The sequence below is a fragment of the Gemmatimonadota bacterium genome, from assembly GCA_039715185.1.
Classification (GTDB): Bacteria; Gemmatimonadota; Gemmatimonadetes; order Longimicrobiales; family RSA9; genus DATHRK01.
The window spans coordinates 1-22,527 of the sequence record JBDLIA010000051.1 but is presented as its reverse complement, the minus strand read 5'-3'; the positions used below and the strand labels follow the sequence as shown (position 1 = coordinate 22,527).

At 70.1% G+C, this 22,527-nt stretch carries 18 protein-coding genes; 17 read left to right on the top strand and 1 reads right to left on the bottom strand.

The window, feature by feature from the left end; translation table 11 throughout:
* The coding region (locus ABFS34_10525) for a hypothetical protein (GenBank protein ID MEN8375871.1) at positions 1-564 on the bottom strand (564 nt) is incomplete at its 3' end.
* A 191-nt stretch (positions 565-755) separates the two neighbouring features.
* On the opposite strand from ABFS34_10525, the gene ABFS34_10520 reads away from it, so the two are divergent.
* The 17 genes from ABFS34_10520 (at position 756) to priA (ending at position 22,259) form a co-directional block, all read left to right on the top strand.
* Positions 756-908, top strand: coding sequence for a hypothetical protein (locus ABFS34_10520; GenBank protein ID MEN8375870.1), 153 nt, complete (start codon positions 756-758; stop codon positions 906-908).
* Positions 909-928: 20 nt separating this feature from the next.
* Positions 929-4,198 (top strand): carbamoyl-phosphate synthase large subunit, encoded by a 3,270-nt coding sequence (gene carB / locus ABFS34_10515; GenBank protein ID MEN8375869.1) that lies wholly within the window; start codon positions 929-931, stop codon positions 4,196-4,198.
* Positions 4,199-4,334: 136 nt separating this feature from the next.
* Complete coding sequence (shc, locus tag ABFS34_10510; protein ID MEN8375868.1) at positions 4,335-6,359, top strand: squalene--hopene cyclase; 2,025 nt, start codon at positions 4,335-4,337, stop codon at positions 6,357-6,359.
* 9 nt (positions 6,360-6,368) lie between these two features.
* A complete protein-coding gene (hpnH, locus tag ABFS34_10505) occupies positions 6,369-7,370 on the top strand; it encodes an adenosyl-hopene transferase HpnH (GenBank protein ID MEN8375867.1) in 1,002 nt (333 codons plus the stop codon).
* A gap of 49 nt (positions 7,371-7,419) precedes the next feature.
* Positions 7,420-8,394 carry a hopanoid-associated sugar epimerase gene (gene hpnA, locus ABFS34_10500; GenBank protein MEN8375866.1) on the top strand — a complete coding sequence of 325 codons (975 nt, stop codon included), beginning with the start codon at positions 7,420-7,422 and terminating at the stop codon, positions 8,392-8,394.
* Entirely contained in the window at positions 8,391-9,176 is a 786-nt protein-coding gene (locus ABFS34_10495) for a hypothetical protein (GenBank protein MEN8375865.1), read from the top strand. Before hpnA ends, ABFS34_10495 begins: the two co-directional genes overlap by 4 nt.
* Positions 9,177-9,189: 13 nt before the next feature.
* The gene (fni, locus tag ABFS34_10490) at positions 9,190-10,230 is read left to right on the top strand and encodes a type 2 isopentenyl-diphosphate Delta-isomerase (GenBank protein MEN8375864.1); all 1,041 of its coding nucleotides are present in this window, start codon (positions 9,190-9,192) and stop codon (positions 10,228-10,230) included.
* Positions 10,227-11,516 (top strand): hydroxymethylglutaryl-CoA reductase, encoded by a 1,290-nt coding sequence (locus ABFS34_10485; protein MEN8375863.1) that lies wholly within the window; start codon positions 10,227-10,229, stop codon positions 11,514-11,516. Before fni ends, ABFS34_10485 begins: the two co-directional genes overlap by 4 nt.
* Positions 11,517-11,581: 65 nt before the next feature.
* Positions 11,582-12,643 (top strand): hypothetical protein, encoded by a 1,062-nt coding sequence (locus ABFS34_10480; protein MEN8375862.1) that lies wholly within the window; start codon positions 11,582-11,584, stop codon positions 12,641-12,643.
* Positions 12,640-13,635 carry a diphosphomevalonate decarboxylase gene (mvaD, locus tag ABFS34_10475; protein MEN8375861.1) on the top strand — a complete coding sequence of 332 codons (996 nt, stop codon included), beginning with the start codon at positions 12,640-12,642 and terminating at the stop codon, positions 13,633-13,635. Before ABFS34_10480 ends, mvaD begins: the two co-directional genes overlap by 4 nt.
* Positions 13,636-13,648: 13 nt before the next feature.
* Entirely contained in the window at positions 13,649-14,473 is an 825-nt protein-coding gene (locus ABFS34_10470) for an isopentenyl phosphate kinase (protein MEN8375860.1), read from the top strand.
* Positions 14,474-14,515: 42 nt separating this feature from the next.
* On the top strand, positions 14,516-16,108 hold the full coding sequence (locus ABFS34_10465; GenBank protein ID MEN8375859.1) for an amidohydrolase family protein: 1,593 nt from the start codon (positions 14,516-14,518) through the stop codon (positions 16,106-16,108).
* Positions 16,109-16,124: 16 nt separating this feature from the next.
* Complete coding sequence (locus tag ABFS34_10460; GenBank protein ID MEN8375858.1) at positions 16,125-17,099, top strand: histone deacetylase; 975 nt, start codon at positions 16,125-16,127, stop codon at positions 17,097-17,099.
* Positions 17,100-17,101: 2 nt separating this feature from the next.
* Positions 17,102-18,076, top strand: a complete 975-nt coding sequence (locus ABFS34_10455) for a methyltransferase domain-containing protein (GenBank protein MEN8375857.1) — start codon at positions 17,102-17,104, stop codon at positions 18,074-18,076.
* An 8-nt stretch (positions 18,077-18,084) separates the two neighbouring features.
* Positions 18,085-19,305 carry a M24 family metallopeptidase gene (locus ABFS34_10450; GenBank protein ID MEN8375856.1) on the top strand — a complete coding sequence of 407 codons (1,221 nt, stop codon included), beginning with the start codon at positions 18,085-18,087 and terminating at the stop codon, positions 19,303-19,305.
* Positions 19,298-19,927 carry a GvpL/GvpF family gas vesicle protein gene (locus ABFS34_10445; GenBank protein MEN8375855.1) on the top strand — a complete coding sequence of 210 codons (630 nt, stop codon included), beginning with the start codon at positions 19,298-19,300 and terminating at the stop codon, positions 19,925-19,927. Before ABFS34_10450 ends, ABFS34_10445 begins: the two co-directional genes overlap by 8 nt.
* 1 nt (position 19,928) lies before the next feature.
* Positions 19,929-22,259 carry a primosomal protein N' gene (gene priA / locus ABFS34_10440; protein MEN8375854.1) on the top strand — a complete coding sequence of 777 codons (2,331 nt, stop codon included), beginning with the start codon at positions 19,929-19,931 and terminating at the stop codon, positions 22,257-22,259.
* Positions 22,260-22,527 lie beyond the last annotated feature (268 nt).

Genomic DNA, 22,527 nt, shown 5'->3' with positions numbered 1-22,527 from the left:
CTTGAAGGCGAAGGAGGACGTTCGCGCGGCGACCCTCAGGTCGTCCAGGCCCGCCAACGCGTTCAGCAGCTCCTCGGAGAGCCCGTCGCCGAAGTAGTCGAACTCGGGGTTGCCGCTGAGGTTGGCGAGCGGCAGGACAGCGATGGAGTCGTAGGAACGCCCCTCGCCTATCCGTCCGATCGCAAGCCACCAGGCGCTCAGGCCTATCAGGGCGGCGCCGAGGGTGGCGGCGATCCCCACCGGCCACCGGGAGCGCGCCGAGGAAGTCGCGATGGCCTCCAACTCGCCCGGCTTCGCGTCCTGCGTCCTCCGCACCCCGTGCGCGGATACCTCGTAGACCCAGGCAACGACGAGCGCAACGGGGAAGCCGATGATCACGAGCAACGCGATCGTCGTGGTCACCGAGGAAGGCAGCCGCAGCGCCGGTACGAACACGTCTACGGCCTGCACGAGCGCGAACCCGGCGGCGCCATAGAGCGCGGTGACCTTGAAGACCTGACGGCGTTTCAGCTCGGCCAGGAATCTCTCGAGTCCGCGTGCTTGCTTCGGCTGTGGGTCGTTCATGCGCTCAAGATCAGCCGCCGGCTCCCCGCGCGCCAACGGTCGCGTGGCCCCGGCGCGGCGCCGGTGCCGACGGTGTGGGCCGGGGAACCCCCGATCCGCCTGCCGCGTTGCGCGCGCCCCCGGGCGGGCCGAAGTTGTGCTCGCTTTCACCCCGGCGGGCTCGCGCGGCCCGGAGCAGGAGGAAACGGAGAATGTCTGGGAACGCCACGGTCGTCATGCTGTTGATCGCCGCGCTCGTATGGGGTGGGTTCCTGCTCATCCTCCTGACGGCCGTTCGCAAGGAGCGCAGCAAGGCGAGGGGCGACGGCGCGGTCCCGGGGCCGGCCGGCCCCGAGCTGCCCTAGGGCGCCGAGACCAGCCGACTGTGCCCAGGCGCGACGACCTCCACAGCATTCTCCTGATCGGATCCGGTCCCATCGTGATCGGGCAGGCCTGCGAGTTCGACTACTCCGGTACCCAGGCGGTGCGCGCGCTGCGCGAGGAGGGCTACCGCGTCGTCCTCGTCAACAGCAATCCCGCCACCATCATGACCGACCCCGATCTGGCCGACGCCACTTACGTGGAGCCGATCACTCCCGAATGGGTCGAGCGCATCATCGACAAGGAACGCCCCGACGCGCTACTGCCCACGATGGGCGGACAGACCGCCCTGAACGTGGCGCTCGAGCTGTACGATTCGGGAGTACTCGACCGGTACGGCGTGGAGCTCATCGGCGCGGACGCGCGCGCGATCCGCATGGCGGAGGACCGCGAGCAATTCGCCGACGCCATGCGGAGGATTGGGCTTGCCGTGCCCCACGGCGGGTTCGCGCGCACGCCGGAAGAGGCCGAGGAGATAGTCGCCGACACCGGGTATCCGGCGATCATCCGGCCCTCCTTCACGCTGGGTGGCACCGGCGCCGGGATCGCCTACAACGCCGAGGAATTCCGCAGGGCCGTGCGTCGGGGGCTGGACCTGTCCCCCATCACCGAGGTCCTGATCGACCGCTCGGTGATCGGCTGGAAGGAGTTCGAGCTGGAGATGATGCGCGACGGGGCGGACAACGTCGTCGTCGTGTGCTCCATCGAGAACGTGGACCCGATGGGGGTCCACACCGGCGACTCGGTCACGGTCGCGCCCGCGCTGACGCTGTCGGACGTGGAGTATCAGCGCATGCGCGACGCCTCCATCGCCATCATCCGCGAGATCGGCGTGGACGCCGGGGGCTGCAACATCCAGTTCGCGGTCAGCCCCACCGACGGCGAGCTGCTCGTCGTGGAGATGAACCCGCGCGTGTCCCGCTCCTCGGCGCTGGCGTCCAAGGCGACGGGCTTCCCGATCGCGCGCATCGGCGCCAAGCTCGCGGTGGGATACCGGCTGGACGAGCTGCCGAACGACATTACGCGGTCGACCCCCGCCAGCTTCGAGCCCGTGCTCGACTACGTGGTCGTGAAGTTCCCCCGTTTCGCCTTCGAGAAGTTCCCCGGAGCCGACGACACGCTGGGCGTCCAGATGAAGGCGGTCGGCGAAACCATGGCCATCGGCCGCACCTTCAAGCAGGCCTGGCAGAAGGGGCTGCGCGGCCTGGAAATCGACCGCTCCGGTTGGGAGACGGGCGCCACCCTGGGCGATGACGGTCTGGCGGACGACGACCCGGACTCGCTGCGCGCCGCGCTGCGGCGCCCGACGGCCGAGCGGCCCTTTCAGCTCAAGCGCGCCCTCCAGGCCGGCTTCGGCACCGCCGACCTCTACGCGCTCACGGGCATCGACCCGTGGTTCATCGAGCAGCTGCGCGGGTTGGTCGACGCCGAGGCGGCCTACGCCGCCGGTGACGACGCATTCGCTGCCGACGCGGACGCGCTCCGGCACATGAAGAGGATGGGCTTCAGCGACGCGCAACTGGGCCGACTGCGCGCGGAGGGCGAGCGCGCCGTGCGGGAGCGAAGATGGTCCGCCGGGGTGCGGCCCACGTACCACATGGTGGACACCTGCGCGGGCGAGTTCCCGGCCGCTACGCCATACCTGTACTCGGCCTACGAGGACGAGACCGAGGCTCCGGCTTCCGAGCGCCGGAAGATCGTGATCCTGGGTAGCGGCCCGAACCGGATCGGCCAGGGCATCGAGTTCGACTACTGCTGTGTGCAGGCCGCCCTCGCGCTGCGCGAGGCCGGATTCGAGACGATCATGGTGAACTCGAATCCGGAGACGGTGTCCACCGACTTCGACATCTCGGACAAGCTGTACTTCGAACCGCTGACCCTGGAGGACGTGCTCGAGATCGTCGACCGGGAACGGCCGCTGGGCGTGATCGTGCAGCTGGGAGGTCAGACGCCGCTGCGGTTGGCCGAGCCGCTCCAGGCGCTCGGGATCCCGATCCTGGGCACGCCGGTGGACGCCATCGACCGGGCCGAGGATCGCGACCGGTTCAGCGCACTCTGCGGGGAGATCGACGCGCTGACCCCTCCCAACGGCGTAGCCACCAGCGTGGAGGAAGCTGCCGCCATCGCGACCAGGATCGGCTATCCGGTGCTGCTTCGCCCTTCCTACGTGCTGGGCGGGCGGGCGATGGAGATCGTGTACGACGAGAGCTCCTTGCGCGGGTATTTCGAACGAGCGGTGAAGGCGTCCCCGGACCACCCGGTGCTGATCGACAGCTTCCTGGAGGACGCGTTCGAGGCCGACGTGGACGCTATCTGCGACGGCGAGCGGGTGGTCATCGGGGGGGTGATGCAGCACATAGAGGACGCCGGCGTGCACTCGGGCGATTCCGCCTGCGTGATGCCGCCCTACCTGCTCGGCGACGCCGAGGTGGAGGAGATGCGGCGCCTGACGCGGCGGTTCGCCGAGCGGCTGGGCGCCGTAGGCCTCCTCAACGCCCAGTTCGCCGTGCGCGAAGGCCGTGTCTACGTCCTAGAGGTGAACCCCCGGGCGTCCCGGACGGTGCCGTTCGTGTCCAAGGCCACCGGGGTCGCGCTGGCCCGGCTCGCGGCGCGCGTGATGGCCGGCGAACGGCTGAGCGACCTGGGGCTCGTCGAAGATCCCGTGGTGCGGGGCGGGGTCGCGGTGAAGGAGGCGGTGCTGCCGTTCGACAAGTTCGACGTGGACGTGATACTGGGGCCGGAGATGCGCTCGACGGGCGAGGTGATGGGGTTGGATCGCTCCTTCGGCATGGCCTTCGCCAAGGCGCAGGTGTCGGCGGGATCACCGCTGCCCATCGAAGGCGTGATCGTCGCCACCGTGAACGACCGCGACAAGCCCACCGTCCTACCCATCCTGCGGCGCTTCCACGAGATGGGGTTCCGGATCCTGGGCACGGGGGGCACGGCCCGCTACCTGTCGGCGAGAGGCGTTCCGGCGGAGACGATCTACAAAGTGGGTGAGGGACGTCCGAACATCGTGGACGGGATAATCAGTCGCGACGTCGCGCTCCTGATCAACACGCCGCTCGGCAAGAAATCCCAGTACGACGACTACTCGATGCGCCGCGCCGCGATCACGCACAACGTCCCGTACTGTACGACAATGTCCGCGGTGTCGGCGGCCTGCGATGCGACCATCGCGCTGCGCTCGCTGGCGCGTGAGGTCCGCAGCCTGCAGGAGCGCCACGACGCCGTTCCGCGGCCGCGGGCGCTCCCTACCATGGTCGCCCCCTGATACCGCGCGTCTTGCGGGAACCTGCCTCCCGGGAAAAACATTCAGGCAGGCAGGCAGGCGGGCTCAAGGGCGATGCCGCTCGGTCGTTCGGGTCGGGCGCTCCCGGCATTACCAACCAGAAAGGCAGGCGGCACGCGTGAGTTGGCGCGCACAGCCTCTGTCGGAGGCGATGGCCGTCCCCACACCACGGGACGAGGAAGCCCCGGGCGATCTCCCTCTGGGTGATTCGGTCGATGCCGCGCTCGAGCGGGGCCGCGAACAACTTCTTTCCCTGCGTAACCCGGATGGTCACTGGTGCGGGGAACTGGAAGGCGACACGGTCCTCGAGGCGGAATACGCCCTGACGCTGCTCTTTCTGGGGAGCGAAAACGGTCGCTTCACCAAGCTCGCCAACCGCCTGCGCATGCACCAACTGGACGGCGGGGGCTGGGCGATCTTCCCGGGCGGCCCGCCCGAGGTGAGCGCCTCCATCAAAGCCTACTTCGTGCTGAAGCTGGACGGAGACTCAGCCGAGGCGCCGCACATGCTCCGGGCCCGCGAGACGATCCTGTCGCTGGGGGGTCTGGAGGCGGCCAACACCTACACGAAGATCTATCTCGCCCTGTTCGGACAGTATCCCTGGGCTCGCTGCCCGGCCGTACCGCCGGAGATGGTGCTGCTCCCAGACTGGTTCTATGTGAACGTCCAGGAGATGTCCTCCTGGTCGAGGGGCATCTTCGTGCCGCTGTCCGTCATCTGGTCGCACAAACCCGTCGTGGCGATCGAGCCCGGCCGCGGCGTCGAGGAGCTGCGCGCCTCGGGGCGGCCGGACGCCGACCTGCCCTTGAGCCCCACCGAGAGCCGCTGGCGTGCGTTCTTCGTGGCGGTGGACAGAGGCCTGAAGCTCCTCGAGGCGGGCGGGGTACGTCCCCTCAGGAGGCGGGCGCTGCGGGCCGCCGAGGACTGGATCCTGAACCGTCTCGAGCGGACCGACGGGCTCGCCGCGGTGTTTCCGTCGATCGCCAATACGGCGATGGCGTTCAAGGTCCTGGGGTACGGCGCCGACCACCACACCGTTCAGAGCCAACTGGACGCCCTGGAGAAGCTGGAGATCGACCACGGTTCGGAGCTCCAGATTCAGCCCTCCTTGTCCCCGGTCTGGGACACCGCGCTGGCGGCGACGGCACTGCGCGCCGCCGGTGTTCCCGACTCCGATCCACTCCTCGTCGAAGCCGCGGCGTGGTTGCTGGAGCGGGAGGTGAAGCGGCCGGGGGACTGGCTGATCCGCAATCCGGAGGGCGTCGTGGGCGGTTGGTACTTCGAGTACGCCAACGAATTCTATCCTGACTGCGATGACACGACGGCGGTGCTGAGCGCGCTGGCAGGCGTCCACGTTCCCGACCGCGAGCTGCGTTCGAGAATCGATGCGGCGCGCGGCCGGGGGTTGCACTGGCTTATTTCCATGCAGAACGATGACGGCGGTTGGGCGGCGTTCGATCGCGCGTGCGACAAGGAGCTTCTGAAGCACGTCCCGTTCGCCGACCACAACGCCATGATCGATCCCAGTTGCGAGGACATCACCGGCCGCGTCCTGGAGACCCTGGCGATAGAGGGCTTCGCGCGCACCCACCCCGTGGTCGAAAGCGCCGTGGCGTTTCTGCGGGAGCGGCAACAGGCGGATGGGACCTGGTACGGCCGCTGGGGCTGCAACTACATCTACGGGACGTGGCTCGCGCTCTGGGGCCTGGCCTGCATCGGCGAAGACATGGCCGATGAGAGGTATCAGCGCGCGGCCGAGTGGTTGATGGATCGCCAGAACGACGACGGCGGCTGGGGCGAGTCACTCGGCACCTACACCGAACCGTCTCTGAAAGGCAAGGGACCGAGCACCGCCTCACAGACCGCGTGGGCCCTGATGGGGCTCATGGCGGCCGGGCGTAACGGGTCCGAGGCAGTCACCCGGGGAGTCGCGCACCTGCTCCAGACGCAGCGCGCCGATGGATCCTGGGACGACCCCCACTGGACGGGCACCGGGTTCCCGGGCGTGTTCTACCTGCGCTACCACCTGTACGACGACTACTTCCCCGTGTCGGCGTTGGCGACGTACCGTCGCGTGGCCGGTCTCGGGGGACGGTTCGAGCCGCTCTCTCGGGCGGCCGCTCCGGTTCATTCCACCGAATAGGCCACCACGATGCGGTTTCCGTCACACATAGTCCTGGACAACCTGAAGCATCAGGTCTCGAACGCGATCAAGCGCCGCAAGCGCTTCCCCTTCGTCCTCATGCTGGAACCGCTCTATACCTGCAATCTGGCGTGCATCGGGTGCGCCCTGGAGCGGCACACGGGCAAGCTCAAGGATCGCCTGCCCCTGGAGAAGGCCTTGCGGGCGGTCGATGATTGCGGCGCTCCGGCGGTGTCGATCTGCGGCGGCGAACCGACGGTCTATCCCGAGTTGAAGGACCTCGTGGACGGCATCATCGAGCGCAAGCGACACATCTATCTGTGCACCAACGCGCTCCTGATGGATCGCAAGGTGTTCGGCGTGATCCCGCCTCACAAAAGGCTGACGATCAACGTCCACCTGGACGGCATGCGCGCTACCCACGACTACGTGACCGACCGGGAGGGCACGTTCGACAAGGCGGTCGAGATGATCCGCGAGTGCAAGGCGCGGGGCTATCACACGATCACCAACACCACGGTGTTCAAGGAGACCCAGATCGAGGAAGTCGAGGAGATGTGCGAGTACCTCACCGACCTTGATATCGACGGCATGCTGATAGCGCCGGGGTATCAGTATTCGTCCGTGGAGCGCGACATCTTCCTGACCCGCCAGGACACCGAAACGAAGTTCAAGCGGGTGCTGGACATGTCCGATCGATTCAAGCTCGTGTCGACTCCGCTGTTCCTGGAGTTCGCGGCCGGGCTGCGAGACTACAAGTGCTCTCCGTGGAGCACGGTCACCTACACGCCCAAGGGCTGGAAGCGTCCGTGCTATTTGATCGGCAAGGGCTATCTGGACTCGTGGGACGAGTTCTGGAACGGCACGGACTGGGACTACTGGGAATCGCGGCAGGACGACATGTGTCAGAACTGCAAGATGCACTCGGGGTTCGAGGCGTCCGCGGTCATGGAGTTGCACAAGAGTCCTACCGACATCGTACGCATGGCCAAGTGGAACCTGACCGCGTGATGCTCGCCGAGCCGAACCCCTGACGGACGGCGTAGCCGGCGCCGCGCTGGTGACCGGCGGGACCGGCTTCATAGGCGCTCACGTGGTTCGAGCGCTGCTGGCGCGCGGAACGACGGTTCGTTGCCTGGTCCGCCCCTCGAGCCGCCTCGACAATCTGCGCGACCTGGACGTCGAGTTGGTCGCGGGGGACCTGCTGGATCCGGCGTCGCTGGCGCGAGCCGCGCGCGGTTGCGAGAGCGTGTTCCACTGCGCCGCCGACTATCGGCTCTGGGCCCGCGATCCCGAGGCGATCCACCGCTCCAACGTCGTCGGGACCCGCAACGTGCTCGCCGCGGCCGCGGAGGCGGGCGTGACCCGCGTGGTCTACACCAGCTCCGTCAGCGCGCTCGGCCTGGTTGCGGGGGAGGGCGCGGCCGACGAGGACACGCCGGTGCGCGAGGAGCACCTCGTCGGGCCCTACAAGAGAAGCAAGTTCCTCGCCCAGAGGGAGGCGGAGGAAGCCGCGCGTGGAGGCCTGCACGTGGTGATAGTGAACCCCTCGACCCCGGTCGGCGAGGGCGACGTCAAGCCGACCCCGACCGGCCGCGTGATCGTGGATTTCCTGCGCGGCCGGATGCCCGCGTACGTAGACTCCGGACTCAACCTGATCGACGTCCGGGACGTGGCGGAGGGGCACGTGCTCGCGGCGGAGCGAGGCCGCAGCGGCGAGCGTTACATTCTGGGAAATCGCAACGTGTCACTGCGACAGCTATTGGACATGCTGGCCCTGATCGCGGGGCGACCCGCGCCGCGCGTGCGCCTCCCCCACTGGATCCCCCTCCTCGCCGCGCACGCGTCCGAGGCCTGGTCGCGCGTAGTGGGCGGCGAACCTCGCGTAGGCGTGGACGCGGTCCGCATGTCGAGGCAGCGCATGTTTTTCGACGCGAGCAAGGCGGTGCGGGAGTTGGGATTGCCGCAGAGCCCCGTCGAAGGGGCGCTCGCCCGCGCGGTCGAGTGGTTCCGCGTGCACGGGTACGCGCCGTGAGCGGGCTCTTGATTCTGTGTCCGCTGCCCGAGGAAGCCGCCGGCGTGGTAGCGCGGCTGACCGACCGGGGCGTAGCCCGGATCGCCGGCGTCGAGGCCGCGTGGAGGGGGCGGCTGGGCGGTCGCGCCGCGCTCGTGTGCGTAACCGGGGACGGGCCCTCGCGGGCAGGAGCCGGCGCACGCGCGTCGCTCGGGGAAGGCGCCGGGGCGGTCCTCGTCGCCGGAGTGGGCGGCGGGCTGGCGCCCGGACTGGACCCCGGAGCGCTGATCGTGGCGACGTCTATCCTCGACGAGGCTACCGGAGCGCGTGCGGACTGCGCGTCGGCGGCAGCGTTGGCGGCGACGTTGGACGCCGAGGCGGCCCCGGTGGTGACGGCCCTGCACGTAGCGGCCACTCCCGGCGCGCGTGAGCGGCTGCGTGGGGCGGCGCGCCCGGCGCCCGCCGTGGTGGATCTGGAGAGCTGGGCGCTGGTGGCCGCGGCGCGCGCGGCGGGACGCGCCTGGGCGGTGCTTCGCGCGATCAGCGATGCGGCCGATGAGTCGCTCCCGGCCTACCTGGAAGGCTGCCGCGATGAGGGAGGCTCGGTTCGACGGGCCGCCGTCATGCGCGCCGCTCTGGTCCGTCCCTGGACGCTGCCGGCGCTGACCGGAATGCGCGCCCGTGTGGCCGCGTGCGCCGCCGTCCTGGCGGACGCCTGCGAGCGAGTCGCCGCGAGCGACTGGCCGGCGGCGGCGAAAGACCCTGGACTCGCGCGGACGGACTCAATAGGCTTCCGAGAATGAACGGACCAAGCGCGTGAGCGCGGCCGAGTCGTCGACGCGCGATCTGCTCGCGCGCGATCGCAAGGCCGAGCACATTCAGATCGCCCTCGAGCGGTCGGTTCAACTGGAGAGCCGATACTTCGACGAGTGGGCGTTCGAGCACGTCGCGCTGCCCGAAATGGCGGCCGACGAAATCGACACCGAAGTGGACTTCCTGGGCAAGCGCTTGTCGGCTCCGCTCCTGGTGTCGTGCATGACCGGTGGCACCGAGGCGGCGGCCCGCATCAACAGGCACCTCGCCGAGGCGGCCGAGAAGGCCGGCGTCGCGATGGGCGTGGGATCGCAACGCAAGGCCTTGGAGGATCCGGGGCAGGTGGACAGTTTCCGGGTGCGTGACGTAGCTCCCACCGTGCCGGTTCTGGCCAACCTCGGCGCGGTGCAGTTGAACTACGGCTACGGCTTCGATGAGTGCCAGGCCGCGGTGGACATGATCGGCGCGGATGCGCTGGTCTTCCATCTCAACGTGCTGCAGGAAGCGTTGCAACCCGAAGGGCAGACCGATTTCCGTGGCCTGCTCGACGGGATGGCCGCGGTGGCGGAGCGGCTGGACGTTCCGGTCGCGGTAAAGGAGGTAGGTTGCGGGTTGTCCGGCGCGGTCGGTCGCGCGCTGGTAGAGCGTGGGATCACCATCCTCGATACCGCCGGGCTCGGCGGCACGAGTTGGGCGCGTATCGAGGCACGAAGGTCCGGCGACGTGGAGTTGGGAGAGATGTTCGCGGACTGGGGTATCCCGACACCCGAGTCGATCCGCCAGCTCGCGGACATCGACGGAGCGACCGTCATCGGCAGCGGTGGGCTGCGCAGCGGGCTGGACGCCGCCAAGGCGATCGGTCTCGGAGCGGCCATGGCCGCGATGGCGTATCCGTTTCTGGAGCCGGCCACCGAGTCGGCGGAGGCGGTCGGTCGCAAGATCGGTCGAATCGTAGAGGAGTTGCGCATCTCGATGCTGTGCGTCGGTGCGCGTGACGTGACGGAATTGCAGGCCGCGAAACTGGTGAAGAGGTCGATGCCGTGAACAGGGCGACCATCGCTGTAACCGAACGCAGGCTGCGCGAGGAGCTGATCCAGCGCCTGGTGCGCCGCGAAATTGGCTTCCACCGCCTTCCCGCGGACCTGACGCCCGCCGAGGCGGCCGCCATCCGCCGCGAGGCGCTGGAACGCATCACCGGGGTGGAGCTGCGTCACCTGGCCGAACACGGGCCGGACGCCGCCAGTTCGGCGGTCGGCAACGTCGAGAACTTCATCGGCATGGCGCAGGTTCCGGTCGGCGTCGTCGGCCCGCTGACCCTGCACGGCGAGCACGGCGAAGGCGAGGTCTACGTGCCGCTCGCGACCACGGAAGCCGCGCTCGTGGCCAGCACCAACCGGGGCTGCTCCGCGCTGCGCGCGGCGGGGGGGGCGGTCGTAACGGTCGAGGACGCCGGCATGACGAGGGCTCCCGTCTTCAAGACCACGGGCGCCCGGCAGACGCGCCAGTTCCTGGACTGGGTCGCCGAGAACGAACAAGAGATCCGGGAGCGAGCCGAGGCAGGCAGCCGGTACCTGAAGCTGATCGGCATCAAGCCGATGGCTTTCGGGACGACGGTCCTGCTTCGGTTCCGCTACGAGACCGGGGACGCCATGGGCATGAACATGGTGACCATCGCGACGGATCGGGTCGTCAACGAGTTCATCGAGCCCCACACGCGCGTCGAGTGCGTGGCACTCTCCGGCAACTACTGCGTCGACAAGAAGGCCTCTGCGATCAACTTCCAGGAGGGTCGGGGCAAGCGGATCTTCGCCGAGGCCGTGCTGCCCACGGACATCCTCGGTCGCTACCTGAAGACCGAGGCCGATTCGCTGGTGGAGGTGCAGTACCGCAAGAACCTGCTGGGATCGATCGCGGCTGGCAGCCAGGGCGGCTTCAACGCGCACTACGCCAACCTGGTGGCCGCCTTCTTCCTCGCCACGGGACAGGATCTGGCGCATGTGGTCGGCGGGTCCATGGGCGTCACGTGCATAGAGCATCGCAAGGACGGCGCCGCGTACGTGTCCATCTACATGCCCGACGTGCCGCTCGGCGTGATAGGCGGAGGAACGCGCCTGGGCACCCAGAGCGAGTCCCTCGCGATCATGGGCGTGGAGGCGGACCCAGACCGTCCGGGCCATGCCGTGCGACGGCTGGGTGAGATCCTCGGCGCGGTTGTGCTCGCCGGCGAGTTGTCGCTGATGTCCGCCTTCACTTCTCGGGATCTGGCGGGAGCGCACGACCGTCTCCGGCGCGGCGGCGACATAGCGGCGGCGGTGCCGGCCGACCGGTGACCCAGGCCCCGGCGATCGGGGCAGCCCCGGACCGTCCCCTACCGGACCGCGCACCTCCCGTACGCGTGCGTGCACCCGGCAAGCTCATCCTCATGGGCGAGCACGCCGTGGTCTACGGCGAGCCGGCGCTGGTGGCGACGCTCGGCCTGTTCATCGAGGTGCGCGTCGAGCGTTCCGGCTCGGGCTCGCGGGTCGTGCTCGAGTTGCCCCGTCTGTCCCACACCGAGACCACCGATTGGCGGTCCCTGCTCGGCGTCGCCGAGGAGGCGCGCCGCCGCTGGGAGGCGTTCGCGGCGGACCCGGCCCGGGTGGCCTTCGCTTCACCGCACCACGACGCTTGCCTGGCGCGCGTCGCGCTGGGCGAGGTGGCTCGCTGGGCCGAGGAGCTTCCGCCGGCGCTGGTGCGGGTGGAAGGGAATCTGCCGTCCGGCTCCGGCTTCGGCAGCTCGGCGGCGCTCGCCATCGGGTTGCTCGTCGCGTGCAGGGAGGCGTTCGCGCTGGGCACGAGCGACGAGGAGCTCGAGGCCGCCGCCCTGGACGTGGAGCGGCGTCAGCACGGACTGCCGTCGGGGGTGGACGGGGCGACCATTCTCAGGGGCGGCGTCGTGTGGGCCGAACGCGACGCGGAGGGCGCGCTGGTCGCGAACGAGATGAACGTGGACGCGGGTCATCTGTCTCGGTTCAGCGTCTACCACACCGGCAGACCCGAACAATCCACGGGCCAGATCGTCGCCCACGTCCGCGACCGGATCGAGCGGGAAGGGGCCCACGCCAGGGCCCGGCTGGCACGCATGGGCGCGGCCACGAGGGAATTCCGTCGGGTGATCGAAAGCGCCGGCGGCTCCCACGACGTGGTGCGCTTGATGCGGGGCTACCAGGCCGACCTCCAGGCGTTGGGCGTCGTCCCCACGCGCGTGAGCGAGTTGGTCGAAGAGGTGGAAGAGCTGGGCGGTGCCGCGAAGATCTCAGGCGCGGGCGCGCTGGCGCAGGCGGGTCCCGCGGACGCCGGGGCAGGGTCGCTGCTCGTCTACCACGAGGACCCGTCGGTCATCGCCGACTGGGCAGCCGCGGGCGCCCAGCGGGTCGACGCGGTCCTCGGGGTTCCGGGCGTGGCCCGCGCGACATGAGTACGATCAGCGTATCCTCGCCGTCGAATATCGCGCTCATCAAGTACTGGGGCGCGGTGGACCTGGACCGCGCCCTGCCCCTCAATCCGTCCATTTCCATGACGCTGCGCGAATGCGTTACGGTCTGCAGCGTTCGGGCCGAAGAGGGCGCGGACGATGTGGTGCAGGTGGCCGACTACGACGGTCGACTTCGCGACGCCCCCGATCGTTTCGCGCGCGCGGTCACGGCACACCTGGACCGGCTGCGCGCCTGGGCGGGCGCCAACCAGCGGTTTCGGGTCGCGACTCGGAACACCTTTCCCACCGCGGCGGGACTCGCTTCATCCGCCGCAGGCTTCTCGGCGCTGACCGTGGCCGTGACGCGCGCACTCGGTAGGGAGCCCGGCCTACAGGAGCTCGCCGAGCTGGCGCGCTCGAGCGGCTCCGGGTCGGCCGCGAGGTCGGTGACGGGCGGATTCGTGGAGTGGGGGCTGGCGCCGTCGGGCGACGCCGCGGAGCTCAGCGTGCTCGGAGGGGCGGGCGACTGGGACCTGCGTAACGTGATCGCGATCGTCGACGACCGCCCCAAGGACGTGTCCTCGCGCGACGGCCACCGCCGCGCTCCAGGGAGCCCGCACTACGCCGCGCGGACGACGGAACTACCTCGGCGCCTCGACGTCGTGCGCTCGGGTATCGCGCACCGGGACCTGGAGGCCATGGGCTCCGTGATCGAAGAGGAGGCCATCGAGCTGCACCTGATCGCCATGTCTTCGCGGCCGCCGATCTTCTACTGGGAGCCGGGCACGCTGGCGGTGTTGGCTCGCGTGCGCGAGTTGCGCGACGAGGGTGTCGCGGCGTACGCCACGATGGACGCGGGCGCCAACGTGCACGTCATCTGCGAAGCCGGCGCCGAGCCGGCGGTGGCGGAGGCCATGCGCAGCCTGGACGTGGTCGACCGCGTCATTCGCGACGGCGTGGGGTCGGGGCCGGCGGACGCCCCGGCGCTTTTCTGAGCGGGGCCTGGCCATGAGCGACGTCCGCCTGCTCAAGCTCGGTGGCAGCCTTCTCACCGATAAAGGAGCCGTGGAGCGGCCCCGCGAGGAGACGATCCGCCGACTCGCAGAGGAGCTGGCCGTCGAGTGCCGGCGGGAGCCCGGCTCCCTGATCGTGGGACACGGCAGCGGGTCCTTCGGCCACGCCGAGGCGAAGCGGAGGGGGCTGGAGGGTGGCCGCTCGACCGCGGTCCCGCCGGCCGCGGTGGCGGCGGTGCAGGCGGCCGCTCGGCGGCTGCACCTGCTGGTCATGGACGGACTCCTGGCAGCCGGCGCGCCCGCGCTGTCGTTTCCGCCGTCCGCGTGCCTGCTGGCCGGCGACGCGTCGGTGGGGTCGTGGGACCCCGGGCCGTTGCGCGCCGCGCTAAAGCTGGGCGCGCTGCCGGTCGTGTACGGCGATGTCGTGCTGGACTCGAGTGGCATGGCTCGCATCTGCTCGACGGAAGAGGCCCTCGGCGCGCTTGCGCGCTCGCTTCGCGCGGACGGTTGCCGCATCGTGTCGGCGTTCTGGCTGGGCGAGACCGACGGCGTCCTGGACGCGCGGGGCCTGCGGATCCCGGAGATCGCCGCGGACGGCGGCGAGGTCCCGGAGTCGGTCGGTGGCGCCCGCGGGACGGACGTCACGGGCGGCATGGCGCACCGCGTGTCCAGCGCTCTCGCCATGGCAGCGGAGGGGACCCCTTCGTGGATCGGCGACGGGCGCGCGCCGGGAGTCGTCGCGGACGCGCTCCGCGGCGCCCCGCCGGGCGGCACGTGGATCCGCACGATCCCCGGGTCTCGCCCGGCCCCCGAGGCGTGAGTCGCACACTCGGCTGTATTCCCTGGAGATGAGGTAATCGCGATGAGGTGGTTTCGACGCTCGCTCTGGCTACTCCTGCCGTTGGCCATCGCCGCCCCGGACGTGGCCTTCACGCAGCAGGAATCGGTGGAGGCGGCTCCCGATCGCGCCGCGGACGAGGGTGAAGGACCGTACGAGCGCCTGATCATCCGGGGAGCGACGCTCATCGACGGGACCGGCTCACCGCCCATCGGCCCGGTCGACATCGTCGTCGAAGGAAACCGCATCGCCGAGGTGCGGTCCGTGGGCTTCCCCGGCGTGGGGATTCGCGACGAGGGCCGGCCCGATGGTGCGACTCGGGAGCTGGATGCGACCGGGCACTTCGTGATGCCGGGATTCGTGGACATGCACGCCCACATCGGCGGAGTCACGCAGGGTACCCCGGCGGAGTACGTGTTCAAGCTGTGGCTGGGGCACGGCGTCACGACGATCCGGGATCCGGGCTCCGGGAACGGCCTCGACTGGGTCCTCGACCACAAGGCACGCAGCGAGCGCAACGAGATAGTGGCCCCCAGAATCCACGCGTACGCGTGGTTCGGGCGCGGCTGGGAGGACGGCCCGGTGACCACCCCGGAGGCCGCCCGCGCCTGGGTCCGCTACGTGGCGGACCGGGGCGCCGACGGCCTCAAGCTGCCGTCGCTGAGCCCGGACGTGATGGAAGCGACGCTGTCGGAGGCGAATCGCCAGGGCATCGGTACTACCGCGCACCTCAACCAGCTCCGCGTTGCGCAGATGAACGTGCTGGACGCCGCGCGCCTCGGGTTGTCGGGGATGGAGCACTGGTACGGGCTGCCCGAGTCGATGTTCGTCGACCGGACGGTCCAGCATTTCCGGCTGGACTACAACTACAACGACGAACAGCACCGCTTCGGGCAGGCGGGGCGGCTATGGGAACAGGCCGCCGAGCCGGGCAGCGACAGGTGGAACGAGGTCATGGACGAACTCATCGACCTGGGCTTCAATATCGACCCGACCATGACCATCTACGAGGCCAGCCGCGACCTGGTGCGTGAGATGCGGCAGCCGTGGCACGACGACTACACGCTGCCGTCGCTGTGGCAGTTCTTTCAGCCCAGCCGCGAGGCGCATGGATCCTACTGGTTTTACTGGACCACCGAGGACGAGGTCGAGTGGAAGAACAACTACCGTCGCTGGATGCGGTTCCTGAACGAGTACAAGAACCGCGGCGGCAGGGTCACGGTCGGGTCGGACGCCGGCTTCATCTTCAAGATCTACGGCTTCGGCTACGTGCGCGAACTGGAGCTCCTGCGCGAGGCTGGATTCCATCCGCTGGAGGTGCTCCGTTCCGCCACCATGTGGGGCGCCGACGAGCTGGGCAGATCCGACGTAGGGGTCGTCCGGGCTGGGGCGCTGGCGGACCTGGTGATCACCGAGCTGAACCCCCTGGAGAACCTCAAGGTGCTCTACGGCACGGGGGCTCCCCGACTCAAGGAGGGAGGCGGCCTGGAATGGGTCGGCGGCGTGAAGTACACCGTCAAGGACGGTATCATATACGACGCGCCCCGGCTCCTCGCCGACGTTCGCGAGATGGTCGAGGCCGCGCGCGAGCCGGCGGCGGCCGCAGCCTCCGAATAGCGCCAGGAGCGTCCGCGTGAGCGGGCCCAGGACGGCGCTGGTGCTGCACCCGGACTGCGCGTTGCACGACCCCGGCTGGGGTCACCCCGAGCACCAGGGCCGCTTGCCCGCGATCGTATCCGCCCTGGAAAAGGCGACGCCCGAGCTGCTCGAGCTCGTGCTTCAGCGCGAGGCTTCCCCGGCGGCGGAGGCGTCGCTGGCCCTGTGTCACGAAGCGGAGATGATCTCGGCGGTGCGGGACGCCGTGGCGCTCGCCGCCGCGAGCGGAACTCAGGCTGCTCTGGACGGGGATACGCTGGTCTCGGCGGCCTCGTGGGATGCTGCCCTGGCCGCCGTCGGGTCGGCGATCGACGCCGTCGAGTTGGTGTTGGCCGGCAGAGTCGCTTCGGCTTTCGCGCTGACCCGTCCGCCCGGACACCACGCGACGCCGGTGCGCTCGATGGGCTTCTGCCTGTTCAACAACGTCGCCGTCGCGGCCCGACACGCTCAGGGGCTGGGGGCCCGCCGGGTCCTCATCGTGGACTGGGACGTCCACCACGGGAACGGCACGCAGGACATCTTCTGGCTCGACCGCGATGTCTTCTACGTGTCGCTCCACCAGAGTCCGCTCTACCCCGGGACCGGGTCGGCCGGCGAGCGTGGCGAGGGCGCCGGCGCGGGCACGACGCTCAACCGTCCGCTTCCCGCCGGGACCGGAGCGGCCACCTACCTGCCCGCGTTCAAGGAGGCGGTGACGGTAGCGGTGCGGGCGCACGCGCCCGATATCGTGCTGTTGTCCTCGGGGTTCGATTTGCTGGCGGAAGACCCGGTCGGAGGGATGTCGCTGGAGCCGCAGGACATGCACGACCTTACGACGTGCGTGCTGGAAGTAGCCGGCCGCGACGTGCCGGTGGTGGCGGTCCTGGAGGGTGGGTACAATCCGCCGCGCGCCGCCGCCGGGGTCGTGGAAGTGCTCCGGGCGCTGGCGGGTGCGCCGCGGCGCCCGCATTGACCATGGACCGAACCGGCCCGCAGATTCCCGGCATGGCTCACCCCAGCCACGCGAGCGGTACCAACGAGGGCGCAGCCGGTCCGGCCGACGGGGTTTCCCCGCCCGGCGGGACTCGGCCCGGCGCGGGACGGGGGCCGCGGGACCGGCCGGAGGTCGTACGCGGTCCTTCGGCGCTGGACATCGCCAGACTCAGCCGCCAGCGCGGGCTGGCCGAAGGCCGCCAGCAGTGTTACCGCTACATCGCGCGGCTCACCGACCTGACGCCGGGCATGGAGTTCCTCATCGCGCCCGCCGCGGCGGGCGAGGCTGTGCGCTTTCTGGCGACTCTGACGGGGGCGCACGGTGCCGGGGTCGACCCCGACGCCGAGCTCGTGGGGCACGCGACGCAGCGCGCGCTGGCGGCCGGACTCGAGGCGCAGGTTCACTTCGACCAGGCCTCTCCCACTGACCTGCCGTACACCGACGCCGTGTTCGACGTGGCCATCGGCGAGATCGGCCTGTCGGCTGTCGACGCCGGCGCGGCGGTGGCCGAGCTGGCGCGGGTCACGCGGCCGGGAGGAGCGATTCTGCTGGTGCAGCCGGTCTGGACGGCCGACGTAGACGAGCGCCGCAGGGACGCGCTGACGATCGGCCTGGGCTTCAGGCCGCTGCTGCCACAGCGTTGGAAGCAACTGCTCCTGGAGGCGGGCGCCGAGGACCTTTACGTGGACGACCTCTCCGAGGTCGCCGCCTCTCGCACGGGCGCGGCGTCGGTGCGCACGCTGACCGATTTCTTTACGGTCAGGGATCGGCTGGCGGTGACCCTGTCCGCGCTGCGGAGATGGGGCTGGGCGGGGGCCTCGGCCGCGATCAAGCGAGGGAACGAGATTCGGCACCTGGTGAGCCGGGACCGAGTGCTCGGCCTGTCGCTGATCCGGGCGACCATGAGTCGCGCCGCTGACATCGTCGAAGGCGGCTCGGACGAAACCAAGGGATAGGAGGGCGGGTGGCACTGGATCTGGCTCTATCATCGGACTTCGGGCGCCTGAAGGGCAGGCTGTCGGGGATTCAGGACGCGCTCGGGGAGCTGGAGCTGGATGGGTGGCTGCTCTACGACCTGCACGCGCGCAACGGCGTGTCCGGCGGGTTGGTCGAGCTGGGCGATCTGACACGCCGATGGTTCGTGTGGATACCGGCGCGAGGCGAGCCCTCCGCCATCGTCCACGCCATCGAGCTCGGCCCCTGGGCCTCGTGGCCGTGGGCGAAGCAAGAGTACGCGGGCTGGCGCGCGCTCGACGCCTGCCTCGGCGACCTGCTCGGTGACGTGCAGACGCTGGCGATGGAGATCTCGCGGGGCGACGCCGTGCCGGCGATGGACCTCGTGCCGGTCGGCGTGGTGGAGTTGATCGAGCGCTTCAGCGTCGAGGTCGTCACGTCCGCCGAACTGGTGTCACGGTTCTACTCGGCGTGGGACGAGGCCGGCCGCAAGTCACACCGGCGGGCGGCGAAGGTCGTGGCCGACGTAGCCGCGCGGGCATTTCACAGGGCCGCCGCGGCGGCGCGCGACGGCTCCCCGCTCGGCGAGGGAGAGCTGCGCCGCTGGGTCATCGGCGCCCTGGGGGACGGCGGCCTGCGCCTCGGCGCCGATACGATCGTCGCTATCGGACCCAACGCCGCGGATCCCCATTATGCGCCGGGCGAGACGGGGGCCACCATAGCGCGGGGCGAGACGCTGCTGATCGACTTGTGGGGGAAGGAATCGGAGGAGGCGATTTACGCGGACCAGACGTGGATGGGGCACTTGGGATCGGCCGTCCCGGAGCGCGCGGCCGAACTGTTTTCGGTCATCCGCGACGCCAGGGACGCGGCGGTCGCTCTGCTGCGAGACCGCGCTGGCGCCGGCCCGCCCGTCGCCGGTTGGGAAGTGGACGCGGCCACCCGCGGAGTCGTGCGAGAGCGCGGCTGGGCCGATGCGTTCGTGCACCGGACGGGCCACTCCATCGACCGCGACCTGCACGGTACGGGTCCGAACATCGACGACCTCGAGACGCACGAAACCCGACTGCTGTCCCCGGGACTCGGTTTCTCCATCGAACCCGGGGTCTACCTGCGCGGCGACATCGGCCTGAGGACCGAGATCAACGTCTATATGGGTGCGGACGGTCCGGAGGTGACGACCCCCGACCCCCAAACCGAGGTGCTCGCGTTGCCCGAGGCCGATGGTTGAGCGGCAGGCGGCGCCCGGCTTTTACCTGTTCGGCTTCGTTCGCGCGGTCGAGAGCTGGGAGATCCTTCGTCGCAAGGATACGGAGGGGCTTGGCCTGCAGAGAGTCGCCTACCGGGATGTGGCCGCCGTGGTCGCCCCGATGGAGTTCGGGCACGTCGAGGTAGCCGAGGAGACAATCCTGACCCACCATCGCGTCAACGACGAGACCATGCGCAGGGAGACCGTCTTGCCGGCTCCGGTGGGCGTGGTGTTCAGGGACAGGAAGGCGGTTCTGCGGCTCCTGCGGGAGCAACACCACTTGATCGATCGAGGCCTGGCTCTCGTCGAGGGGCACTGGGAGGTGCGGATACAAATGGACGCGACCGGCGCGGAGCCGGCCGGGATCGAACGCGGCGAGCTGGCTCGCCGAGCGTTCGCTGAACTGAAAGAGTCGGCGCGCGCGTCGACCCCCTTCGAGGTCGCCGAGGACACGGTCTTCGGGGCGGCCTTCCTGGTCGAACGGGACCGCCTGTCGAGCTTCGTGGAGCGCGCGGAGGCGCTCGAATCGTCGCTCGACGGTGAGCTGGCGTTCGACATCACCTGGCCCTGGCCTCCGTACGATTTCATCCGCCTCACGGATTGACGTGGCCCGGAGCCGCCAGGCCGGGGCAGGGGCTGCGGAGGGCCGCATCCTGATCGAGGTCGCCCTCCCGGTTCCCGTTCCGCAGACCTTCGTTTACGAAAGCTCCGAGGCCCTGGCCCCGGGCACGCGCGTGCTCGTCCCGTTCGGACGGCGGCGGCTGATCGGATGGGTCGCCGGCCCTCTCGATCCGGCGCGGGCTGCTCCGGCCCGTGTCCGTGTCGTCGGCGAGGTGCTGGACGCGGACCCGAGCCTGCCCCCGGACCTGCTGGCGTTGGCCCGCTGGATCGCGGACTACTACCTGGCCTCCCTGGGCCAGGTGATCCGCGCGGCGCTGCCCGCGGCGTTGGGGTCGTCGACCCGCCCCGATCCAACGCCGCGCTCGCGCAGGGTATTGTCGCTCGTGGGCGACACGCCCGGGCTCATGCGGCGTGAGGAGCTTTTCGGGCGCGCGCAGAGGCAACGCCAGCTCTTCGAGTGGCTGGAGGCGACCGGCGCGGACGTCGAGGTGCGCGCGATCAGGGAGGCCGGCTATTCGGATTCCGTAATCGCCGGGCTCGTGTCCCGCGGGCTCGTGGCGATACGCAACGAGCCCGTGCTGCGCGATCCATTCAAGGATCACGCTTCGGAACCGGCGCCGGTACACAGCCCAACCCATGCCCAGGCCGGCGCGATCGCCGCCCTGCGTGAGGCGTTCGACCGCGCTGGCCCGGCTGAATGGCGGCCGTTCCTCCTGCACGGGGTCACGGGCTCCGGCAAGACGCTGGTATACCTGGAGCTCCTGCGGCACGTGGTCGACGAGCACGGCAAGGGCGCGATCGTGCTCGTCCCCGAGATAGCGCTCACGCCGCAGACGGTCGCCCGCTTCCGGGCCGTGTTTGGGGATCGAGTCGCGGTGCTGCACAGCGCGCTCAGCGACGGCGAGCGATACGACGCGTGGCGCGCGCTTCGATCGGGTACCAAGCGCATCGCGGTCGGCGCCCGCTCGGCGGTGTTCGCGCCGGTCCAGAACCTGGGCGCGATCGTCGTCGACGAAGAGCACGAGGGTACGTACAAACAGTCCGAGACGCCGCGCTACCACGCGCGCGAGGTGGCGATCATGCGCGCCCGCGCCGCGGGAGCCGCGTGCGTGCTGGGCAGCGCCACGCCATCGCTGGAGAGTTGGCACAACGCCGCCGTGGGGAAGTTTCGGCTGTTGGAGCTGCCCAGGCGCGTCTACGACCGGCCGCTGCCGCCGGTCAGCGTGGTGGACATGCGGGCGCCGAGTCCCGCGCCAGGGGCCGGCCCCAGCACGGGCCGCGCCCCCGCACTGGCCCACGAGCGTGCGCGGCTGCTTTCGCCCGCGTTCGCGGCCGCCGTGCGCGCCCGGGTGGACCGCGGCGAGCAGTCCATCCTGCTGCTCAACCGACGCGGATACGCGACCTTCATCAGGTGCTCGAGTTGCGGCGCCGTGTTGCACTGTCCGCATTGCAACGTCTCGCTCACCTACCATCGCGGCAGGAGTAGTCTGATCTGCCATTACTGCGCCTACACACGCCAGCCGCCCAGGGACTGTGGGGAGTGCGGCGCCCCCGCGGTCGCGTACCGGGGTTACGGGACCGAGCAGGTGGAACGCGCCGTCTACGAAGCCTTTCCGGACGCCCGCGTCGCGCGCATGGACGTCGACACGACGGGCGAGAAGTGGTCCCACCACCGCATACTGGACCGGGTGCGGCGCGGCGAGGTGGACATCCTGCTGGGAACGCAGATGATTGCCAAGGGACTGGATTTCCCCGGCGTCACCTTCGTGGGCGTGGTGGACGCGGACGTGGGCATGAACCTGCCGGACTTCCGCGCCGCGGAAAGAACCTTCCAGCTCCTCACGCAGGTCGCCGGCCGAGCCGGCAGGGGCCCCGCGGGGGGCGAGGTGATGATCCAGACATCGCACCCGGACCACTACGCCATCACGGCGGCGCTGCGGCACGACTATCATGGCTTCGTGGAGCGCGAGCTCGAAGAGAGGAGCGGTCCCGGGTACCCGCCGCACGGGCGACTCGCCAACATCGTCGTGGCCGGAACACGCGAGGCCGCGGTCCAGGAATTGAGCGCCGAGATCGCCGACCGCATGACCGCCTCTCTGCCCGGGATCGGCGCGGGAGCGGTGGAGGTCCTGGGGCCGGCTCCGTGCCCCGTCGATCGCATCCGGGACCGCTGGCGGTGGCACGTGCTGCTGCGCAGCTCGCGAGCGGGCCCCCTCGGCGCCGCGTGCCGCTGGGCCCTGACCGCTTTCGCCGATCGGGTCGGCGGCGGCGAACCGCGGGTGAGCCTGGACCGGGACCCTCTCTCCCTGCTCTAGTCCACGGCGCCCGTGGGCGCTGACGCCCCGGGGCCGGCCCAAGCGCTGTGCGGGTGGGCACGAAGCCCCCACGCGACGTGTACGAATACCGTGACGGCGTGCGGTCGGGGCTCGCTTGCGGAGCCCGAACAGCAGCCGTAGACTGCGCCGCGTCGCGTCGGGTCATCTGGTGTACCGTTGCAGAAGTCCCGTAGGCATTCGGCCCGCGCTGCATCCCGCGGATGCGGCGTTGGAACTCCTTGCCGTAGCGACGGCTACGGCGCGTCGT

What these genes read in the sequence shown, in the direction of transcription:
- ABFS34_10455 (MEN8375857.1), top strand. Translation starts at nt 17,102, where the DNA reads ATGGACCGAACCGGCCCGCAGATTCCCGGCATGGCTCACCCCAGCCAC.
- ABFS34_10445 (MEN8375855.1), top strand. Translation starts at nt 19,298, where the DNA reads ATGGTTGAGCGGCAGGCGGCGCCCGGCTTTTACCTGTTCGGCTTCGTT.
- ABFS34_10520 (MEN8375870.1), top strand. Translation starts at nt 756, where the DNA reads ATGTCTGGGAACGCCACGGTCGTCATGCTGTTGATCGCCGCGCTCGTA.
- hpnH (MEN8375867.1), top strand. Translation starts at nt 6,369, where the DNA reads ATGCGGTTTCCGTCACACATAGTCCTGGACAACCTGAAGCATCAGGTC.
- ABFS34_10470 (MEN8375860.1), top strand. Translation starts at nt 13,649, where the DNA reads ATGAGCGACGTCCGCCTGCTCAAGCTCGGTGGCAGCCTTCTCACCGAT.
- ABFS34_10465 (MEN8375859.1), top strand. Translation starts at nt 14,516, where the DNA reads ATGAGGTGGTTTCGACGCTCGCTCTGGCTACTCCTGCCGTTGGCCATC.
- mvaD (MEN8375861.1), top strand. Translation starts at nt 12,640, where the DNA reads ATGAGTACGATCAGCGTATCCTCGCCGTCGAATATCGCGCTCATCAAG.